Here is a 20,260-nt window from a genome sequence, read left to right as displayed (position 1 = left end):
TCGACCACGCATCTCGTGCGCACTCCGTCGCGATCGCAGCGGTAGTTTGGGGAGCGGCGGTGCGGCCGGAGCGGGCGACGTGGTCAGGAGGCGGTATGCGGATGCATGTGCGCGGGGTGGTTCTTCCCGACGACGAGGTGCGCGATCTGTGGGTTCGCGACGGGACGATCTCGTACGAGCCGGTGCCCGATGCCGAAACCCTGTGTGACACAGGCTGGCTCGTGCCCGGCCTCGTCGACGCCCACTGTCACGTCGGCATTCGCTACGGCGGCGGGCACGAGGACCGCGCGGGTGCGATCGCGCAGGCGGAGGTGGAACGCGATGCGGGGGCGCTGCTGCTGCGCGATGCCGGATCGCCCATCGATACCCGCTTCATCGACGACCACCACGAACTGCCGAAGATCATCCGGGCCGGCCGCCACATCGCTCGCCCCAAGCGGTATATCCGCGAATTGGGCATCGAACTGGACGACGAGCGCGACCTGCCCGAGATCGTCGCCGAACAGGCCCGCTTCGGCGACGGCTGGGTCAAGATCGTCGGCGACTGGATCGATCGGTCCGCCGGTGATCTGCGGCCGCTGTGGAGCGACGCGATCCTGAAGGAGGCCATCGACGCCGCCCACCGGGAGGGCGCCCGCGTCACCGCGCACGTCTTCGGCGAGGACGCGCTGCCCGGCCTGATCAGCGCCGGCATCGACTGCCTCGAGCACGGCACCGGACTCACCGACGACACCATCGAGATGATGGCCGAACACGGCACCGCCCTGGTGCCCACCCTGGTCAATATCGACACCTTCCCCGATATCGCCGACAGCGCCGGCAAATTCCCGGTCTACGCCGCCCATATGCGCGATCTGCACCGCCGGGTCCGCGACACCGTCGCCGACGCCCATGCGGCGGGGGTGCCGATCTACACCGGCACCGACGCCGGCGGTTCGATCGTGCACGGCCGTATCGCCGACGAGATCGACGCGCTGGCCGGGGCCGGGTTGTCGCGGCACGAGGCGCTGGCGGCGGCGTCGTGGCGGGCGCGTGAATGGCTCGGCCGACCGGGTATCGAGGACGGCGCACCGGCCGATTTCGTCGTCTACCGCACCGATCCGCGGTCGAGCCGCGACGCGCTCGACGCCCCGGCATACGTCGTCCTGCGCGGGCGGGTGTACCCGGGCCGCGATCCCGTCACCGGACACCGGTAGGGGCGTCGGCGCGACGAACGTTCGGCAACGGCGCTGGTCATCGATCTCCGCATGCTCGGCGAACGGTCCGCTCGATGCAAGGGCGATTTCTCCGGGTGCGGGCGCATCTGGCACAATGAACGACCGTCCTCGTCGACGACCGCGACCCGCTCGCGGGGCCGTGTTCGAGGACAGTGTCAGCCCGTCTCCGGTTACGTACCGCGCGGCGGTCACACACTCAACGCAAAACCGGGCCCACACCCCGTGCGGGCTGCTGAATTGCGCCGTGACCACTCAGGCTGCCCCCGGGCGGCCGCCATCGAAAGGCATCGATACAGCCATGGCTGTCAAGATCAAGCTGACCCGTCTGGGCAAGATCCGCAACCCCCAGTACCGCATCGTCATCGCCGATGCGCGCACCCGCCGCGACGGCCGCGCCATCGAGAACGTCGGCAAGTACCACCCGAAGGAAGAGCCCTCGCTGATCGAGGTCGACTCCGAGCGCGTGCAGTACTGGCTGGGCGTCGGCGCGCAGCCGACCGAGCCGGTCAAGCGTCTGCTGGAGATCACCGGTGACTGGCAGAAGTTCAAGGGCCTGCCGGGCGCCGAGGGCACCCTGAAGGTCAAGGCCGCCAAGCCGAGCAAGCTGGACCTGTTCAACGCCGCCCTGGCCGCCGCCGACAGCGAGCCGGTCGCCGAGGCCGTCACCCCCAAGAAGAAGAAGTCCAAGGCCGCCGAGGGCGAGGGTGAGGCCGAGGCCGCGACCGAGGCTGCCGAGTAATGAGTGCGGTCGTCGCCGATGCCGTCGAGCACCTGGTGCGCGGCATCGTCGCCAATCCGGACGACGTGCGCGTCGATCTGATCACCAGCCGGCGGGGACGCACCGTCGAGGTCCACGTCCACCCGGACGATCTGGGCAAGGTGATCGGCCGCGGCGGTCGTACCGCGACCGCGCTGCGCACCCTGGTCGCCGGTATCGGTGGCCGGGGTATCCGGGTCGACGTGGTCGACACCGATCAGTAGATGGAACTGGTAGTCGGGCGGGTCGCCAAATCGCACGGTGTGCGCGGCGAACTCGTGGTCGAGGTACGTACCGACGAACCCGAACTCCGCTTCGCTCCCGGCGCCCGCCTGCGTGGCCGGGCGCCGAGAAGTGAGGCGGTGGACATATTCACGGTGGAGTCGGCCCGAGAGCATTCGGGCCGGCTTCTCGTCCGTCTCGAGGGTGTCGGCGATCGCACCGCCGCGGATGCGTTGCGCGGCACTCTGTTTCTCGTCGACACCGATGATCTTCCGCCCTCGGAGGATCCCGACGAGTTCTACGATCACGAGCTCGAGGGACTGAGCGTGCGGCTCGCGGACGGGACCGAGATCGGCACCGTGAACGAGGTATTGCATTCGGCCGCAGGCGAATTGCTGTCGATCCGGGCCGGTGCGGGCGCCGGGGGGCGCGCCGGTCGTGAAATTCTGGTGCCCTTCGTCACCGCGATCGTGCCGACCGTGTCGCTCGCCGAGGGCGTGATCGTGATCGACCCACCCGAAGGCCTGCTGGACGAGGAGTAGTGATGGCCACCGGAGCCGACGAACCCGCGCAGCGCTCGTCAGCTCTGCGCATCGACGTCGTCACCATCTTCCCCGAATATCTCGAGCCGCTGCGAACGGCGTTGCTGGGCAAGGCGATCGAGAAGGGCATTGTCGAACTCGACGTGCACAATCTGCGGCGCTGGACCCACGATGTGCACCAGTCGGTCGACGATGCGCCCTACGGGGGCGGTCCGGGCATGGTCATGAAACCCGTCGTCTGGGGTGATGCGCTCGACGAGGTGTGCCCGGACGAGGCATTGCTCGTCGTCCCGACGCCGGCCGGCGTGCCGTTCACTCAGGAGACGGCCCAGCGCTGGTCTGCCGAATCGCATCTGGTCTTCGCCTGCGGCCGCTACGAGGGTATCGATCAGCGTGTCTTCGACGATGCCGCCCGCCGGGTCCGGGTGGAAGAGGTCAGCATCGGCGACTACGTCCTGATCGGCGGGGAGGCCGCCGTGCTCGTGATGACCGAGGCGGTGGTGCGCCTGATCCCCGGGGTACTGGGCAATCAGGCCTCCCACCAACAGGATTCGTTCTCCGACGGCTTGCTCGAAGGCCCCAGCTACACCCGGCCGGTGAGCTGGCGCGGACTCGATGTGCCCGAAATTCTGCTGTCGGGCAATCACGCGCGCATCGAGGCGTGGCGGCATGACCAATCGGTGCTGCGGACCAGGCAGCGGCGCCCGGATCTGCTGCCGCCGGAGTAACCGAAAACTCTGCGCGACAGGACTTCACCGCGCCGTGATCCGGCATTCGCGCCGCCGTCGTATCGCGTGCCGAACATCGCCGACGCGCCCGTGACGGGGTGCGGATGTGCGGCCGCCGGGAACATCGGGGTCGATCGCGGTGACGAGATCGGCGAGGCTGTGGCCAGCCAATTTTCGGCCGTTCCCGTCCCTGGCGCGCCGACACCGGGTGCGGCTGTGCGAGCACCGGCCGCTCCACCTGGTCTGCTGTCGGCGGCCGACGGTAGTGTCAGCCAGCGTGACGACAGCCTCCGAACCCGTCAGCACCGAAGCAACCACCGGCACGGAAGCCTCCGTGGGCACCGCTCCGGCCGATGCCCCCGCCACCGGCAAGGTCCGCCTGGCCAGTGTCGGCAGGCGGATCGCCGAGGAGCTCTCGGTCCGTGACGAACAGGTCCGTGCCGCCGTAGAGCTGCTCGACGGCGGGTCGACCGTGCCGTTCATCGCCCGCTATCGCAAGGAGGTGACGGGCGGGCTCGACGACGCGCAGCTGCGGCAACTGGAGGAGCGGCTGCACTACCTGCGCGAACTCGACGAGCGCCGGAACTCGATCCTGGAATCCATTCGCGGGCAGGGCAAATTGGATGCCGCGCTGGAACAGCAGATCATGCTCGCGGAGACCAAGGCCCGCCTCGAGGACATCTACCTGCCCTACAAGCCCAAGCGGCGCACCAAGGCGCAGATCGCCCGCGAAGCCGGGCACGAGCCGGTCGCGGACGCCCTCATCGGCGACCCCGCCACCGATCCGGCCGGCTACACCGCCGAACAGCTCGACGGCGCCCGCGCGATTCTCGTGGAGCGATTCGCCGAAGACGCCGACCTCGTCGGTGAACTGCGCGAATTGATGTGGGAGCGCGGACAGGTCACCTCTCGGGTCCGGACCGGCAAGGAAGAGGCCGGGGCCAAATTCGCCGACTACTTCGAATTCAGCGAACCCTTCGCCAAACTGCCCTCGCACCGCATCCTCGCGCTGTTGCGCGGCGAGAAGGAAGACGTGCTGAGCCTGTCGCTCGAACCCGACACCGAGGAACCGGAACCGGGGCAGCGCACCATCTACGAGGGCCGCATCGCGCACAAGTTCGGCATCGCCGACCAGGGGCGCCCGGCCGACACCTGGCTGCTGGACACGGTGCGCTGGGCGTGGCGGACCAAGCTGCAGGTCAGCCTCGGCATCGATATCCGGATGCGGTTGCGGCAGTCCGCGGAGAAGGACGCCGTCGACATCTTCGCCGCCAATCTGCGTGACCTGCTGCTCGCCGCACCGGCCGGCACCCGCACCACCATGGGCCTGGATCCGGGCTACCGCACCGGCGTGAAGGTGGCCGTGGTGGACGGCACCGGCAAGGTGGTGGCCACCGAGACGATCTACCCGCACAAGCCGCAGGGGCAGACCGAGAAGTCACTGGCCGTCCTCGGCGCGCTGGTGGCGCGGTTCGACGTGGAGCTCATCGCGATCGGCAACGGCACCGCTTCCCGGGAGACCGACGCCCTTGCCGCGGAACTGATTTCGCGGATCGGTGCGACGCCCGGCGCGCGGAAGCCGACCAAGATCGTGGTGTCGGAAGCGGGCGCCTCGGTGTATTCCGCCTCCGCGTATGCCTCGCAGGAGCTGCCGGAACTGGACGTCTCGTTGCGCGGCGCGGTCTCGATCGCGCGCCGGCTGCAGGATCCGCTGGCCGAACTGGTGAAGATCGAGCCGAAGTCCATCGGCGTCGGCCAGTACCAGCACGACGTCTCCGAGACGTTGCTGGCCCGGTCGCTGGGCGCCGTGGTCGAGGATGCGGTGAACGCGGTCGGTGTCGACGTCAACACCGCCTCGGTGCCGCTGCTGTCCCGCGTCTCCGGCATCGCGTCCTCGGTCGCGGAATCGATTGTGGCGCATCGTGATCAGAACGGACCCTTCCGCAGTCGCACCGCGCTGCTCGGTGTTCCGCGGCTGGGCCCCAAGGCGTTCGAACAGTGCGCGGGCTTCCTGCGCATCCGCGGCGGCGACGATCCGCTGGATTCCTCGGCCGTGCACCCCGAGGCCTATCCGGTGGTGCGCCGGATGCTGGAGGCGACCGGACGCGACGTACCCGGCCTGATCGGCAACACCTCCGCCCTGCGGGCACTGCGGCCGAGCGAATTCACCGACGAGAAATTCGGTGTGCCGACCGTCACCGACATCATCGCCGAACTCGAGAAGCCCGGCCGTGACCCGCGCCCGGAGTTCAAGACCGCCGAATTCGCCGCCGGGGTGGAGAAGGTCGCCGACCTCGAACCCGGCATGGTGCTCGAAGGTGTGGTGACGAACGTGGCCGCCTTCGGCGCCTTCGTCGATGTGGGTGTCCATCAGGACGGACTCGTCCACGTCTCGGCGATGTCGCATTCGTTCGTCCGCGATCCCCGCGAGATCGTGAAGTCCGGTGACGTGGTGAAGGTGAAGGTGCTGGAGGTCGACGTCGCCCGCCAGCGCATCGGCCTGAGCCTGCGCCTGGACGACGAGCCCGGCGCCGGCAAGGCCGAGAAGGGCGGCGCGGGCCAGCGCGGCGGGCAGAACCGTGGTGGTCAGCCGCGCGGCGGCCAGGGCAATCAGGGCCGTGGCGGCCAGGATCGTGGCGGTCAGGATCGCGGTGGACAGAACCGCGGCGGCGGCCAGAACAGCGGCGGCCAGAACAAGGGGCAGGGCCGAAACCAGCAGCGCCGCAGCGCGCCCGAGCCGTCGGGCGCGATGGCGGATGCGCTGCGCCGCGCCGGTTTCGGGCGGTAGGACCCCGGCGGCCGTCGCATGCGGGTTTGTCCCGACCGCGGCGGCCGGGTACGGGACAATGGACTCGCGGGTTCGATCTCGGTGATCGGCCCCGCGGGGCATCACTACCCCGACCCCGGTTCCGAGTGAGGGGACGACGGCTGTGCGGCGCTGGTTCGACGACGCGATTCTCGCGGAGGGACGCCTGCCGTTGCTGTGCTTCCTGCTCGGCTTCATCGTCGGATTCCTGCTGATCCGGCTCAGTGTGCGGATGATTCGCAAGCAGGTGCGCTGGTGGCCCGGCAACCTGCGCGCCGGCAACGTGCACATCCACCACATGGTGTTCGGGGTGGTGCTGGTGCTGACGTCGGGACTGGGCATGGTCGCGACCTACAACAGTGGGGTCGGCACCATCTCCGCGCTCGCCTCGACGTTCGGTGTCGGTGCGGCGCTGGTGCTCGACGAATTCGCGCTGATCTATTACCTGCGCGACGTGTACTGGGAGGAGCAGGGGCGCACATCGGTCGATGCGGTGTTCGTCGCGGTGGCCGTCACAGGGCTGCTGTTGCTCGGCTTCCATCCGCTGTGGTTGCTCGACGTCAACGACATCCGGCACGACGGCAGCGTCGCGGGGCGCAGCTTCCTCGGCATCTTCGCGCTGGTGAATCTGGTGCTGGCCGCGATCGTCATCGCCAAGGGCAAGATCTGGACCGGATTGTTCGGCATGTTCTTCCTGCCGTTGCTGGTCGTGGGCGCCCTGCGGCTGAGCCGGCCGGGCGCGCCGTGGGCGCGCTGGCGCTACGGCGAGCGCCGCCGCCTGATGTACCGGGCAGTCGTGCGCGAACGCCGGTACCGGCGCCCGGTGATCCGGGCCAAGATTTTCGTGCAGGATCTGGTCGCCGGGAAGCCCGATGTCGCCCACGTCCGCAGCGCCGCCGAGGAAGAGTTGGCGCGGACCGTGGTCCCCGCTCCGCCCGCCCACCTGCGCACCAGGGCCATGCGGGCCTCGATGCACGACGGGCCGGTCCGGACGAGCTCTGCCGAGACGTCGCCACCTGCGGATACGCCGCGACCGGCCGATGCGGACGGCCTGACCGCGGCCCACCCCCACCATTCCGGACAGTGACGCCCGGACCGCGCGGACTTCGGGGGGCGATTTTTCGTGCAGCGGCCTGATCTGGCACAATGCTCAGGTTGCTCTGGGCGAATTCGGCCCGGCGCACCGCCCACTATCCGGAGCACGAACCGGCCGAGCAGTTGCCGCCAGGTTCCTCTGTTCACGCGAACTTCCAAAGGACGGAAATGAACACCCTCGACTTCGTCGACGAAAAGTCGCTGCGCACCGACATCCCGGACTTCCGCCCGGGTGACACGGTGAACGTGCACGTGAAGGTTATCGAAGGTAACAAGGAGCGCATCCAGGTCTTCAAGGGTGCGGTCATCCGCCGCCAGGGCGGCGGCATCCGCGAGACCTTCACCGTGCGCAAGGTGTCGTTCGGCGTTGGTGTCGAGCGCACCTTCCCGGTACACAGCCCCAACATCGACCACATCGATGTGGTGACCCGCGGTGACGTCCGCCGGGCCAAGCTGTACTACCTGCGCGATCTGCGTGGCAAGGCCGCCAAGATCAAGGAGAAGCGCTGAACATCAGGGCTCTGCCCGTTCACGCCCGCCCCCGGTCCTCGCGACCGGGGGTTTTCCTTTTTCCGGCCGGGATGCGCCCCGAGATGCCCGCCTTCCCGGCGCGCAGGGTGCGCCGGGGCGACGACGAACATGGCTGCGGGATAACCTGTTCGGCGTGGCAGACGAAAGCGAGTCGGTGGCGGTGCCCGGAGCCGATGACAACCGTGCCGGTGGCGAACGCAAAGGCGAGTCCGCATCGCGCAGCCGGCGGGGCAGGCGCAAGCGCAAGCAGCGGCCCTTCTGGCAGGAACTGCCGATCCTGATCGTCATCGCCGCCGTGATCGCGGCGCTGGTGGTGAATTTCATCGGCCGGCCCTATGTGATCCCGTCACAGTCGATGGAACCGACCCTGCACGGCTGTGCCGGCTGCACGGGCGACCGGATCTACGTCGAGAAGCTGAGCTACGACTTCGGGGATCCCAAGCCCGGCGACGTCGTGGTCTTCGTCGGACCGAGCGGCTCCTGGAACAAGTCCTACCACTCCAACCGCTCCAGCAATGTCGCCGTGCGCGGTGTGCAGAACTTCTTCTCATTCTTCGGATTGGTGCCGCCGGATGAGAACGACCTGGTCAAGCGCGTGATCGCGACCGGCGGTCAAACCGTGCAGTGCTGCGATGCGCAGGGCCGGGTGATGGTCGACGGCAAACCGCTCGACGAGCCCTACGCGCACTACATCTATCCCTATCAGCCGGGGCTGGCCTATGCGACCAAGGTGGCCGGCGGGCTGTCGATCGACCCGCGCGGTCGTGAATTCGGCCCGGTCAAGGTGCCCGACGGCAATCTGTGGGTGATGGGTGACAACCGCAACGAATCCGCGGATTCGCGCGCTCATGTCGATGACGAGTACTCCGGTACCGTGCCGATCGACGCTGTGCGCGGCAAAGCGGTGTTCAAGATCTGGCCGCCGAACCGGATCGGCCCGGTCAAGTCACAGAATCCGCAGACGAACTGAGGCGCGCGGCGCGAGATAATCGAGTCACGGGATAGTCGAACGGTAGGTGCAGTGGCGGAGACATCGCGACGCACGACGCGCAACGGTAAGGGCGGCAAGATCATCCGGCCGGTGGTTCGCACAGGGGATTGGCCGCCGCGAGTGGTGATGCGGCGGGCCGGTGGCCTGCGCACCCTGGAAGCGGCGCTGATCCGCAGCGGCCTCGGTCCCGTCGCGGGTGTCGACGAGGCCGGCCGGGGATGCTGCGCCGGCCCGCTCGTGGTCGCGGCCTGTCTGCTCGCGCCCAAGGCGTACGATTCCCTTGCGGGACTGGACGATTCGAAGAAGCTGACCGAGGCCGTGCGCGAGCAGCTGTATCCGGTGATCGTGCGCCGGGCGCTGGCCTGGAAGGTCGTGGTGATCCCCGCCTGGGAGATCGACGCGATCGGCATTCACGTCGCCAATATCGAGGGCATGCGCCGGGCCGTCGCGGGTCTGGAGGTGCGGCCCGGCTACGTACTCACCGACGGCTTCCGGGTGCCGGGTATCAGCGTTCCGTCGCTGCCGGTGATCGGCGGTGACGCGGCGGCGGCGTGTATTGCCGCGGCCAGCATTCTGGCCAAGGTCACCCGCGACCGGATCATGGTCGAGATGGACCGTGACCTGCCCGGATACGGTTTCGCCGCGCACAAGGGCTACAACACGCCCGAACATCTGGCGGCGCTGGAGCGGCTGGGGCCCAGCGACGAACACCGCCGGTCGTGGCGCAACGTGCGGGGCACCGAGGCCGGGGAGACCGGGCGGGTGGCTGCCGATCCGGCCCATGCGGGATGATGTGACCTACAGCGTTCGTGGCGATAGAGGAGGATATTCCACCCGATGAGCGAGCGGAGCGAGGCATGAGCGCCGAGGACCTCGAGAAGTACGAAACCGAGATGGAACTCTCGCTGTATCGCGAGTACAAGGACATCGTCGGTCAGTTCTCGTACGTCGTCGAGACCGAACGCCGCTTCTATCTGGCCAATTCTGTCGAGTTGCGCCCGCAGAACGCCGACGGTGAAGTGTATTTCGAAGTGCGGATGTCGGATGCGTGGGTGTGGGACATGTATCGGCCCGCCCGCTTCGTCAAACACGTCCGCGTGATCACGTTCAAGGATGTGAACATCGAGGAACTGGAGAAGCCGGACCTGCGCCTGCCCGAATAGTCGTAGGCCGCGAGACCCGTCCCGCCTGGGGCGATCGGTTGCCGGCACCGCCGTTGATCCACAGCCCCGGGTTCATCCACAGACTTTCTGTTTCCGCAGGTGAGGCCCGCAGGCCGCGATCACGCCGACGGCATCCTGAGCGGGTGGCACACAATCTGGCGCTCGGCGCCCACGGAGAAGAACTGGCCTCGCAGTTCCTGCAGGGGGCCGGGATGCGGATCGTCGAACGAAACTGGCGGTGTCGCTACGGGGAACTGGACCTCATCGTCCGGGAGTCCGATACCACCGCCTTCGTCGAGGTCAAGACGCGTTCCGGGCTGGGGTTCGGCACACCGGCCGAGTCGGTGACCTTCGCCAAACAGCAGCGCATCCGGCGGCTCGCACTGCTGTGGCTGGCCGAACAGAGCGGACCGTGGCGGCGGGTCCGCTTCGATGTGGTGTCGGTCCTGCTGCTGCCGGGCCGGGACCCGCAGATCGAGCATGTCCGGGCGGCTTTCTGATGGCCCTGGGACGCGCTCATTCGGTGGCAGTGACCGGGGTGGACGGACAACTCGTCGAGATCGAGGCCGATATCGGGCAGGGGCTGCCGTCGGTCCACCTGGTCGGGCGTCCGGACACCACGTTGCAGGAATCGCGGGACCGGGTCCGGGCCGCGGTGGCGAACTCGGGGGAGAAGTGGCCCGACGGGCGTGTGATTCTCGCCCTGTCGCCCGCGACGCTGCCGAAAGTCGGCAGCGTGTACGACCTGGCATTGGCCGCGGCCGTACTGCACGCCGGTGATTCGGTGCCCGGCGCGAAGCTCGCCGGTACGGTCCTGCTCGGCGAACTGGCCCTCGACGGCCGGGTTCGGCGGGTGCGCGGCATTCTCCCCGCCGTCCTGGCGGCGCGCACCGCGGGCCGCCGGACCGTCGTGGTGCCCGAGTCGGTGCTCGGTGAGGCCGGGCTGGTGGACGGCATCACCGTGCTCGGTGCGCCGACACTGCGGGCACTCATCGACTGGCTGCGCGGTGACGGCGAACTGTCGGCACCGGACGGCAGCTACACCGCCCCGCGGCGAAGTATCGGCGATCTCAACGAGGTGGTCGGGCAGGACGAGGCGCGCTGGGCGTTGGAGGTGGCCGCGGCCGGCGGCCATCATCTGCTGTTGACCGGGCCGCCCGGCATCGGCAAAACGATGTTGGCGCAACGACTTCCGGGGTTGCTGCCGGCGTTGACGGAATCGGAGTCACTGGAGGTCACCGCCATCCATTCGGTGGCCGGGACGTTGTCGGACGATCATCCGCTCATCACGACGGCGCCGTTCGTGGCTCCGCACCATTCGACATCGGTGTCGGCGATGGTCGGCGGCGGTTCCGGATCCGCGCGTCCGGGGGCCGTCAGCCGTGCGCACCGCGGTGTCCTCTTCCTCGACGAATGTGCCGAGATCGGCACCAAGGTGCTGGAGGCGTTGCGAACTCCGTTGGAGGAGGGCGAGGTTCGCATCGCCCGCCGCGACGGCGTGGCTCGATATCCGGCACGCTTCCAGCTCATCCTGGCGGCGAACCCCTGCCCGTGTGCTCCCGCCCGCGACGTCGACTGCATCTGTGCGCCCCTGGCCCGCCGCAGGTATCTGGGCAAACTGTCGGGGCCGCTGATGGATCGCATCGACATCTGGGTCCAGATGCACGCGCACGCCGCCGGAACGTTCACCCCGTCCGACGCCGAATCCAGTGTCGTCGTGCGGGAACGGGTCGAGCTGGCGCGGCAGGTCGCGGCGCGGCGCTGGTCCGAGTACGGGTGGACCGTCAACGCCGAGGTGCCGGGACATGTCCTGCGCCAGCGCTTCCGGCTGCCGGCCGATGCGCTGGCACCGGTGGAGAGTGCGCTGCGGCAGGGCCGGATGTCCGCCCGCGGTGCCGACCGGGCGATCCGAGTCGCCTGGACCGTCTGCGACTTACGCGGCGGAGAGGTGCCGTCGGCACAGGATGTCCTGCAGGCGTTGAACTTTCGGCAACGCGGCGTGTCCTGAGTCGTTTGCGCCGGGCTTCGGCGCCCATCGTGTGGGTGTGGGTGTGGGTGTGGGTGTGGGTGTGGGCGTGGGTGGGTGTGGGCGTGGGCGTGGGCGTGGGCGTGGGTGGGTGTGGGTACGGAGCGTGAGGCGTTGTGGGGCGCGTAAGGCGTGGGGGCGTGGGGACCGGTGACCGAATGCGCAGTAAGGGAGGGAATAAATGATTCGCAGAACGATGGGCCGCACGGGAACGGGGATCGCCGAACGCGTTCGGAGTCGAGATCGAGCGGCCAGGCACGGTGTTTTTCGCCGGGCGGGGGACGACATGACCGCGACGCCGGGCTGTCGATTTCCGCGGCACCACCGGCATGCGTGCCGCGTCGGCGGCGAGACGGAGGTGTGGCGGTGACCGGTCACGATGTCGGCATGGACGGCGATTCGGGTGGTGGTGTCGCGTCTCTGCTGACTGTCGACGCGGACGAACGGCGGCTGGCATGGGTCTATCTGTCTCGCGTGGTGGAGGGTCCGTGTCCGGCGTTGTCGGCGCTGATCGCGCGCGTCGGCGTGGTGGAGGCGGCGCGTGCGGTGCGTGAATGCGATCTGCCCGAATCGCTGCGTGGTCCGACCGAACGCCGGCGCGAAGTCGACCGTGCCGAACGCGATCTCGAGCTGATGGCGCGCATCGGTGGACGCGTGATCACTCCCGACGACCCGGAGTGGCCGCAGTGGCGCCTGCTGGGCCTGACCCAGCTCGACCCGGCCCGCGACGCCGACGCCGCGGTGCCGCTGGTGCTGTGGGCCCGCGGTCCGTTGTCGTTGCAGCAGTACACCGAACAAGCCCTCGCCGTGGTGGGCGCTCGCTGCTCCTCCGGATACGGCGAACAGGTCACCGCCGAACTCGCGGGTGAACTGGCCGCGCACGGTTGGACGATCGTGTCCGGAGCCGCATTCGGCATCGACGGGATGGCGCATCGTGCGGCGCTGGCCGTCGGCGCCCCCACCATCGCCGTACTGGCCTGCGGCGTCGACCGCCCCTATCCCGCTCAGCACGAACGCCTGCTGGCCGAGATCGCCGAAACGGGTGTGGTGGTGAGCGAATACCCGCCCGGCGCCGCCGCCCTCAAACACCGTTTCCTGGCGCGGAACCGTTTGATCGCGGCCCTGTCCGACGGAGTGCTGGTGGTCGAGGCGGGCATGCGCAGCGGTGCGCGCAATACCGCGAAATGGGCTCGGCGCCTGGGCCGTCCGGCCCTCGCGGTGCCGGGGCCGATCACCGCCGCGGCGTCGGTCGGCTGCCACCGCATGATCCGCGACCGGGAAGCGATCCTCGTCACTCGCGTCGACGAAATCCACGACGAGGTCGGGCCACTGCGCCTGTCGCTGCCCACGGGTAGCGAGGTCGGTGCGAATCTCGCCGGGGACCAGGCGGCGGTCTTCGCCGATTTGCCGGTGGCCGGTTCGCGCCTGCCGAAACAGATCGCCGACGAGAGCGGCCTCACCATCCACGCGGTGCGCGCGGCACTGGTCGCCCTCGAGGTCGCCGGGCTGGTCGGGTCCGACAGTTCGGGGTGGTTCCGCACCGTGCGAAAGGGGGCGTGAAAGGTCAGTACGACGTGATCGGGGTGCAAGTGCGTCTGGCTGTCGACGTGCTCGGCGGTGGTGGGTCTGACGGTCGGTGGTGAGCGGATGTCCCGGTCGAGAGATACCGGGGTGGCCGAACGACGCCACCGGAAGCCGGGCGAGGGAGGGTGTGCGGGTTCTGCGGGATGCTGTCGGCGCGGGGGCTTGCGCGCGGGGCGGCCGCCGGTGAACGTGGAGAAATGGACGGATTACCGGGCGATCTCGCGGATCTGCTCGAGCAGTACGAACGGCACCTGCTTCTCGGACGCAACCGGTCCGCGCACACGGTGCGGGCCTATCTCGGGGATGCGCGATCTCTGCTGGAACATCTGTGCGCCCGCTCGCCCGATGCCGCGGTGGGAGAGATCGATCTGCCGCTGTTGCGTTCGTGGTTGGCCGGACAGTCGGCCGGGGGCGCCGCCCGCACCACCATGGCGCGGCGTGCCTCGGCCGCACGGACGTTCACCGCCTGGTTGACGCACACCGGCCGCCTCGCGGCCGATCCCGGCCCACGGCTGGGCTCGGCGCGTGCACACCGGGTCCTGCCCGCCGTCCTGGGCAAGGACCAGGCCGACGCGGCCATGAACGCCGCCGAATCCGGTGCGGCGCAGCGCGACCCGATGGCGCTGCGGGATCGGCTCGTCGTGGAGATGTTGTACGCCACCGGGATCCGGGTCAGCGAACTGTGCGGGCTCGACATCGACGACGTCGACCGGGGCAGGAGGCTGGTCCGGGTATTGGGCAAGGGCAACAAGGAGCGCTCGGTACCGTTCGGCCTGCCCGCCGACCGGGCATTGGAGAATTGGCTCAACTTCGGGCGCCCGCACCTCGCCACCGCCGAATCCGGGCGAGCGCTGCTGCTCGGCCGGCGCGGCCGCAGACTGAATCAGCGCCAGGCCAGAACCGTTGTCCACGAGGTCGTTTCGGCGGTTCCGGGAGCGCCGGACCTGGGTCCGCACGGCTTGCGCCACACCGCTGCCACCCATCTGCTGGAAGGGGGAGCCGACCTGCGTGTGGTCCAGGAACTGCTCGGCCACGCCAGTATGGCGACCACCCAGCTCTACACCCACGTCTCGATCGAACGCCTGAAACGGGTGCACGACCAGGCCCACCCCCGCGCCTGAGCAGAGCGGCGATGGACGCCCCGCAGGAGCGCGGCGATGGTGTCGTCTGGCTGCTGAGCTCAACGCTCGGATGCGAAGCCTCCGATCAGAAGGTGGACCAAGGCGAAGATTTTCGCGTCGCCGCCTACGGCCCGATCATGTCGTCACCCACGGCTTAGCCTCGCCTAGGGGCGGATGGCGTCGATGTAGCGGCCGGCGATGAAGTGCTGGATTGCGCGGACGACGGGGCCACCGAGTTTCGTGTACCAGGTGGCGGGACGGGAGAAGGCGGCCACCACGCCGTACACCGTCTCGTCGGCGGGGTCGTATTCCACCGCGAAGAGTTCCTCGCCGATTTCCGGATGCCCCGGCAGGGTTCCGTAGGCGAAGCCGCGGCGGGTCGGTTCGTCGACCACGTAGATGACTCGGCAGGGTGCCGTGATGCCGAGACCGGCGATGCCCAGCCGCACCGTGAGGGCTGTTCCCGGTTCGGCGACCGGGGTATCGGCGTGCTGGAAGATGCCGGTGCCACGCTGCATGCGGTAGGCCCGGATCTGATCGCCGGCGGAGTCGAACAGCGCTCGTCCGCTGCCGATGCGGCGGCGCAGGCGGAAGTGGTGATAGCCGGGCGGGAATTCTCCGGCGGTCGCTCCGACTTCCGGATAGGTGAACGGCTCGGCGGCCGCGGAATTCGCCATATCCCCATCCTCGCTCGCGGCGGGAGTGACACACCAGGGATACCGGAGCGACGCAGCCCACCGAATTTATCGCCGATATACTCCGAGCTATCGGAGATAAGTCGTGCTACCCTACCTTAGGTAACCCTAATATCGGAGGTATCGCACTGTGGCTCGTACCCGCACCAAACTGTCCTTCGAGGTCAGGCGCACCCGACGACTGACCGACCACCTGATCCGGGTGTACCTGGGCGGTCCGGGATTCGCTGGATTCCAGCCGAACGGATTCACCGACGCCTACGTCAAACTGCTGTTCCCCGGCCCCGACGGCGAGACGATGCGCACCTACACCGTGAGCGCCATCGATACCGAGGCCGAGGAGATCGCCATCGATTTCGTCTATCACGGTGACGAGGGTGTGGCAGGGCCGTGGGCGGCCGCGGCTCGGCCCGGCGACCCCATCGAACTCTTCGGGCCGGGAGGTGCGTATTCCCCCAGGCCCGAGGCGGATTGGCATCTGCTCGCCGGTGACGAGGCCGCCCTGCCCGCCATCGCCGCCGCATGTGCCGCCCTGCCGTCCGATGCCGTCGGCCGGGTGTTCGTCGAAATCGCCGGTCCCGCAGACGAATTGGATGTCCCGCGCCCCGCGGCGGTCGAACTCGACTGGGTGCATCGCGGGGATCGCGCCCCGGGCGAAGCGCTCGCCGCCGCGGTCCGTGCCGAGCCCTGGCGCGAGGGCCGCGTGCACGTCTTCATCCATGGTGAGGCCGACAAGATCATGCACGATCTGCGGCGCTATATCCGCACCGAACGCGGGGTGCCCGCCGATTGGGCCTCGATCTCCGGCTACTGGCGGCGCGGGCGCACCGAGGAGGGCTTCCGGCAGTGGAAGCGCGAACTGTCCGACCAGGAATCCGGTGCCGCCGAGGCCGTTCGCTAGACCGGCGCGGGCCGCCGCCGGGCTCCGGCGAGCGTCCGAGGGCCCCGCAGGTCGCACCGGCAGCAGGCGCACCGGGGCGTGTCGCACGAGGACCAGCGGGTCGAGATAGTCGCGGCCGCGCCGCAGACCCCAATGCAGGCAGACGCCGGGGCAGCCCGCATGTCCGGGTTGCAGCGTCCCCAGCATCGACCCGCGCTCGACTCGGCGGCCGACCGGCACATCCGCTCGCACCGGCTCGTAGGTCGTGCGCAGTCCGCCCGGATGGTCGACCGAGACAACCGGTTTGCCGCCCACTTCACCAGCGAACACCACGATTCCGGCGCCGGCGGCGAGTACCGACTGTCCGGCGGCGCCCGCGAGATCGACTCCGCGATGGCCCGGGAGCCAATTCTGCGGCGGTTTGTCGAAACCGCGCACGACGGCGGGGCGCGGCTGCAGCGGCCAGCCGAATCCGGTCGCGGGCGTGGCGTTCGCCGTGGTGGCGCCGCAGGTCACGGCCACCGCCGCCGCCCCCAGGAGAAGTATCGACATCCAGCGCATGCGTCCACCCTCGCCGGAACCGAGGGACATGGAAAGATCGGTTTCGGCGTGTGTGGACAACTCGGAAGCATGTGAACAGGGCGCGTTCCCGGCGAGACGTTGTGCTGGTCCCCACGGTCCGCTGGGTCCGTCCCGAGGAAGGGGCAGATCGATGGTCGAGTGTCGTGATGTCGCCGACCCGATCACGGCCGCATCGGTCGCCGCGACGATGCGCCCGGTGGAAAGGCAAGTGGCCGTTCGCGATTCGTCCGGCTCCCCGCGCCGGGCGCGCAGGGGGTCCGGTTCATGAGTGCCGAAACGCCCGAGCCCGCCGAGTCCGCGTCACCGGACTCGAGCGGCGGCGGAGCCGGCTCGTCCGTCGGCCGCGATGTCGAGTCCTCGCCGGGCCGCGCGGCCCAGTCGTCGCCCACACCCGCGTCGTCGCCCGCTCCCGCGGCCGCGTCATCGCCTGCTCCCGCACCCGCGTCGTCGCCCGCTCCCGCAGCCGCGTCGTCGCCCGCTCCCGGCGAGGGTCCCGATCTCGACTACCGATTCACCCTCGCCGGTGAACGCACCTTCCTCGCCTGGATCCGCACCGCCCTCGGCCTGCTCGCGGGCGGGGTCGCGGTGCACGAGTTGGTGCAGCCGTTCGGGCATCACGACATCCGATCGGTGCTGGCGATCAGTTGCATCGTGCTGTCGGCCGTCATCGCGCTCGGCGCGTTCGGCCGCTGGCGGCTGGTGGGCGCGGCGATGCGGGCGGGCCGCCCGCTCCCGACCACGGTGATGGTGCCGATTCTGGCGATCGGGATCGCCGTCATCGCCATGCTGGCCGGAATCGGATTGCTGCTGTCATGACCGCGATCCCGCCGAATCGTCCGCCCGCCGCCCCGGCAGACCGCGGTTTGCAGGCCGAGCGGACGGCGTTGTCCTGGTGGCGGACCGCCGTGGGTGCCATGGCCAATGCGCTGCTGTTCCTGCACGTCGCCTTGACCAGCGGTGACCGCGCAGCCACCGTGCTCGCGCTCGTGGCGATCGGCGCGCTGGCGGTGATCACCATCGTCTGTGTGGTGCGCAGCCGGACCCTGCACACCCATGCGTGGGGGAGTTGGAGCGACGGGCGGGTCGCGATGGCGGCGACCAGTGCGGCGATCTGCGTCGTGGCGTCGGTGGCGCTCGTGGTGGCGTTGCTGGAGTCGACGCCCGGCTGGCATCTCTGAGCTGATCTGCGCATCGGCAGGTTGCCCGGCGTCCGCTGGGCGGGGGTGGGAATCCGGGCGCTGACCACCCCGTTTATGTTCTCACCTGCGCTGGTCGTAGACTGGCAACGCGGTTCGCTGTACGCGGATCGACTTCGCGCGTCCGATCACGGTGCCGTCGGCTGGTCCTCCCGAATTTTTCCGGAAGGTCCGGCGGCCACGGACGCCAGGGCAGAGATCGACCCTCGATTTCTGCGTCAACCGGCTCAGAAAGGCGGGTACGCAGCTATGGCTGTCGTAACCATGAAGCAGCTGCTCGACAGCGGCGCACACTTCGGTCACCAGACCCGGCGGTGGAACCCGAAGATGAAGCGGTTCATCTTCACCGACCGCAACGGCATCTACATCATCGACCTGCAGCAGACGCTGACCTACATCGACAAGGCCTACGAGTTCGTCAAGGAGACCGTCGCCCACGGTGGCACCGTTCTCTTCGTCGGCACCAAGAAGCAGGCTCAGGAGTCGATCGCGGCCGAGGCGACTCGCGTCGGGATGCCCTACGTCAACCAGCGCTGGCTGGGTGGCATGCTCACCAACTTCTCCACCGTGCACAAGCGGCTGCAGCGCCTGAAGGAACTCGAGGCGATGGAGCAGACCGGTGGTTTCGAGGGCCGCACCAAGAAGGAAATCTTGATGCTGACCCGCGAGAAGAACAAGCTGGAGCGCACCCTCGGCGGTATCCGCGATATGGCCAAGGTTCCCTCGGCCATCTGGGTCGTCGACACCAACAAGGAGCACATCGCCGTCGGTGAGGCTCGCAAGCTGAACATCCCGGTCATCGCGATCCTGGACACCAACTGCGACCCCGACCTGGTCGACTACCCGATCCCGGGTAACGACGACGCGATCCGCTCGGCCGCGCTGCTCACCAAGGTTGTCGCTTCCGCGGTCGCCGAGGGCGTGCAGGCCCGCGCCTCCCGCGCGTCGGGCGATGTGAAGCCCGAAGCCGGCGCCGGCGAGCCGCTCGCCGAGTGGGAGCAGGAGCTGCTGGCGCAGGCGACCCCGGCCGCCGAGGGCGGCGAGGCTGCCGCCGAAGCTCCGGCCGAGACCGCCGCCGAGGCGGAGCTGAAGGAAGAGCCGGCCACCAAGACCCCGGCCGACTTCTGATCCGGCGCGGTTCCCACCGCGATTGTCTGTTCACCCTGCCGGCCCTTCCTGTTCGGAAGCGGTCGGCATGGTGGTGCTAAGAGACCTGACAACTTTCGTAAATCTTCGAGGAGGCTCGCCACGATGGCGAACTACACCGCCCAGGATGTGAAGCGGCTCCGCGAGCTCACCGGCTCCGGAATGATGGACTGCAAGAAGGCCCTGGAGGAGACCGACGGCGACTTCGACAAGGCCGTCGAGGTACTCCGCATCAAGGGCGCCAAGGATGTCGGCAAGCGCGCCGAGCGCGCCACCGCCGAGGGCCTGGTCGCCGCGCAGAACGGCGTGATGATCGAGCTCAACTCCGAGACCGACTTCGTCGCCAAGAACGACGAGTTCCAGAACACCGCCGGCGACATCGTCGATGCCGCCGCCAAGGTGCGCCCGGCCGACCTGGAGGCGCTCAAGGCCGTCGACGTCAACGGCAAGACCGCCGACCAGGTGGTGCAGGAGCTGGCCGCCAAGATCGGCGAGAAGCTGGAGCTGCGTCGTGTCGTGTCCTTCGACGGCCCGGTCGCGACCTACCTGCACAAGCGTTCCTCGGACCTGCCGCCGGCCGTCGGCGTGCTGGTCGAGTACCAGGGCGAGGGCGACGCCGCGGCCGAGGTCGCGCGCGCTGCCGCGATGCAGATCGCCGCTCTGAAGGCCAAGTACCTGACCCGCGAGGATGTCCCGGCCGAGGTCGTCGCCAAGGAGCGCGAGATCGCCGAGGCGACCGCGAAGGAAGAGGGCAAGCCGGAGGCCGCGCTGCCGAAGATCGTCGAGGGTCGCGTGAACGGCTTCTACAAGGACGTCGTCCTGCTGGAGCAGTCCTCGGTCACCGACAGCAAGAAGACCGTCAAGCAGCTGCTGGACGATGCCGGTGTCACCATCACCCGCTTCGCCCGCTTCGAGGTCGGTCAGGCCTGATCTGCCGGAAAAGGCCCCCGGTGCGACGAATTCCGTTGCGCCGGGGGC

At 69.0% G+C, this 20,260-nt stretch carries 21 protein-coding genes and 2 pseudogenes; 21 read left to right on the top strand and 2 right to left on the bottom strand.

Annotation, left to right across the window (positions count from 1 at the left end; translation table 11 throughout):
• Positions 1 to 95 precede the first annotated feature (95 nt).
• The 16 genes from RJ03_RS17285 (at position 96) to RJ03_RS37205 (ending at position 14,941) form a co-directional block, all read left to right on the top strand.
• Positions 96 to 1,196, top strand: coding sequence for an amidohydrolase family protein (locus RJ03_RS17285; protein WP_371507269.1), 1,101 nt, complete (start codon positions 96 to 98; stop codon positions 1,194 to 1,196).
• Between the two features lie 319 nt (positions 1,197 to 1,515).
• Positions 1,516 to 1,956 (top strand): 30S ribosomal protein S16, encoded by a 441-nt coding sequence (gene rpsP, locus RJ03_RS17280; RefSeq protein WP_036503664.1) that lies wholly within the window; start codon positions 1,516 to 1,518, stop codon positions 1,954 to 1,956.
• Positions 1,956 to 2,198, top strand: a complete 243-nt coding sequence (locus RJ03_RS17275; protein WP_036503663.1) for an RNA-binding protein — start codon at positions 1,956 to 1,958, stop codon at positions 2,196 to 2,198. The genes rpsP and RJ03_RS17275 overlap by 1 nt, the downstream gene beginning before the upstream one ends.
• Complete coding sequence (rimM, locus tag RJ03_RS17270; RefSeq protein ID WP_036503660.1) at positions 2,199 to 2,738, top strand: ribosome maturation factor RimM; 540 nt, start codon at positions 2,199 to 2,201, stop codon at positions 2,736 to 2,738.
• Positions 2,739 to 2,782: 44 nt separating this feature from the next.
• On the top strand, positions 2,783 to 3,466 hold the full coding sequence (gene trmD, locus RJ03_RS17265; RefSeq protein WP_036503697.1) for a tRNA (guanosine(37)-N1)-methyltransferase TrmD: 684 nt from the start codon (positions 2,783 to 2,785) through the stop codon (positions 3,464 to 3,466).
• A 334-nt stretch (positions 3,467 to 3,800) separates the two neighbouring features.
• Positions 3,801 to 6,254: a Tex family protein gene (locus RJ03_RS17260; protein ID WP_086007270.1), complete on the top strand. Its 2,454-nt coding sequence runs from the start codon at positions 3,801 to 3,803 to the stop codon at positions 6,252 to 6,254.
• A 142-nt stretch (positions 6,255 to 6,396) separates the two neighbouring features.
• Positions 6,397 to 7,359, top strand: a complete 963-nt coding sequence (locus tag RJ03_RS17255; RefSeq protein ID WP_245552308.1) for a hypothetical protein — start codon at positions 6,397 to 6,399, stop codon at positions 7,357 to 7,359.
• Between the two features lie 176 nt (positions 7,360 to 7,535).
• Complete coding sequence (gene rplS / locus RJ03_RS17250; protein ID WP_030513071.1) at positions 7,536 to 7,877, top strand: 50S ribosomal protein L19; 342 nt, start codon at positions 7,536 to 7,538, stop codon at positions 7,875 to 7,877.
• A 154-nt stretch (positions 7,878 to 8,031) separates the two neighbouring features.
• Positions 8,032 to 8,868: a signal peptidase I gene (gene lepB / locus RJ03_RS17245; protein ID WP_036503658.1), complete on the top strand. Its 837-nt coding sequence runs from the start codon at positions 8,032 to 8,034 to the stop codon at positions 8,866 to 8,868.
• Between the two features lie 111 nt (positions 8,869 to 8,979).
• A complete protein-coding gene (locus tag RJ03_RS17240; RefSeq protein ID WP_281032286.1) occupies positions 8,980 to 9,681 on the top strand; it encodes a ribonuclease HII in 702 nt (233 codons plus the stop codon).
• A gap of 65 nt (positions 9,682 to 9,746) precedes the next feature.
• Positions 9,747 to 10,052 (top strand): DUF2469 domain-containing protein, encoded by a 306-nt coding sequence (locus RJ03_RS17235; protein ID WP_011210678.1) that lies wholly within the window; start codon positions 9,747 to 9,749, stop codon positions 10,050 to 10,052.
• Between the two features lie 143 nt (positions 10,053 to 10,195).
• Positions 10,196 to 10,552 (top strand): YraN family protein, encoded by a 357-nt coding sequence (locus RJ03_RS17230; protein ID WP_036503655.1) that lies wholly within the window; start codon positions 10,196 to 10,198, stop codon positions 10,550 to 10,552.
• Positions 10,552 to 12,060: a YifB family Mg chelatase-like AAA ATPase gene (locus tag RJ03_RS17225; RefSeq protein WP_036503653.1), complete on the top strand. Its 1,509-nt coding sequence runs from the start codon at positions 10,552 to 10,554 to the stop codon at positions 12,058 to 12,060. The genes RJ03_RS17230 and RJ03_RS17225 overlap by 1 nt, the downstream gene beginning before the upstream one ends.
• 405 nt (positions 12,061 to 12,465) lie before the next feature.
• Entirely contained in the window at positions 12,466 to 13,638 is a 1,173-nt protein-coding gene (gene dprA, locus RJ03_RS17220) for a DNA-processing protein DprA (RefSeq protein ID WP_063065034.1), read from the top strand.
• 221 nt (positions 13,639 to 13,859) lie between these two features.
• Positions 13,860 to 14,783 (top strand): tyrosine recombinase XerC, encoded by a 924-nt coding sequence (locus RJ03_RS17215; protein ID WP_036503651.1) that lies wholly within the window; start codon positions 13,860 to 13,862, stop codon positions 14,781 to 14,783.
• Positions 14,784 to 14,794: 11 nt separating this feature from the next.
• Positions 14,795 to 14,941, top strand: coding sequence for a hypothetical protein (locus tag RJ03_RS37205; RefSeq protein ID WP_157163444.1), 147 nt, complete (start codon positions 14,795 to 14,797; stop codon positions 14,939 to 14,941).
• Between the two features lie 6 nt (positions 14,942 to 14,947).
• Here RJ03_RS37205 and RJ03_RS17210 read toward each other — a convergent pair whose 3' ends face one another.
• Positions 14,948 to 15,460, bottom strand: a complete 513-nt coding sequence (locus RJ03_RS17210) for a DUF1990 domain-containing protein (protein WP_036503648.1) — start codon at positions 15,458 to 15,460, stop codon at positions 14,948 to 14,950.
• 148 nt (positions 15,461 to 15,608) lie between these two features.
• Here RJ03_RS17210 and RJ03_RS37200 point away from each other — a divergent pair, with 148 nt between their 5' ends.
• Positions 15,609 to 16,379, top strand: a complete 771-nt coding sequence (locus RJ03_RS37200) for a siderophore-interacting protein (protein ID WP_036503647.1) — start codon at positions 15,609 to 15,611, stop codon at positions 16,377 to 16,379.
• Between the two features lie 54 nt (positions 16,380 to 16,433).
• Here the strand turns inward: RJ03_RS37200 and RJ03_RS37195 are convergent.
• A pseudogene (locus RJ03_RS37195) lies at positions 16,434 to 16,910 on the bottom strand (M23 family metallopeptidase); the annotation flags it as partial.
• A 510-nt stretch (positions 16,911 to 17,420) separates the two neighbouring features.
• Between RJ03_RS37195 and RJ03_RS38965 the strand changes: the two are divergent.
• The 4 genes and pseudogenes from RJ03_RS38965 to tsf all read left to right on the top strand — a co-directional run.
• Positions 17,421 to 17,756: pseudogene (locus RJ03_RS38965) on the top strand (YidH family protein); the annotation flags it as partial.
• Entirely contained in the window at positions 17,753 to 18,118 is a 366-nt protein-coding gene (locus tag RJ03_RS17190; RefSeq protein ID WP_036503642.1) for a DUF202 domain-containing protein, read from the top strand. The pseudogene RJ03_RS38965 and the gene RJ03_RS17190, both read left to right, overlap by 4 nt.
• Positions 18,119 to 18,385: 267 nt before the next feature.
• Positions 18,386 to 19,264: a 30S ribosomal protein S2 gene (rpsB, locus tag RJ03_RS17185; protein ID WP_036503641.1), complete on the top strand. Its 879-nt coding sequence runs from the start codon at positions 18,386 to 18,388 to the stop codon at positions 19,262 to 19,264.
• Between the two features lie 123 nt (positions 19,265 to 19,387).
• Positions 19,388 to 20,212, top strand: coding sequence for a translation elongation factor Ts (gene tsf, locus RJ03_RS17180; protein ID WP_036503639.1), 825 nt, complete (start codon positions 19,388 to 19,390; stop codon positions 20,210 to 20,212).
• Positions 20,213 to 20,260 lie beyond the last annotated feature (48 nt).

It is taken from the genome of Nocardia aobensis NBRC 100429, from assembly GCF_000308375.1.
Classification (GTDB): Bacteria; Actinomycetota; Actinomycetes; order Mycobacteriales; family Mycobacteriaceae; genus Nocardia; species Nocardia aobensis.
Note: the sequence above shows the minus strand (reverse complement) of the source record. Positions and strands in the feature narration are given on the sequence as shown.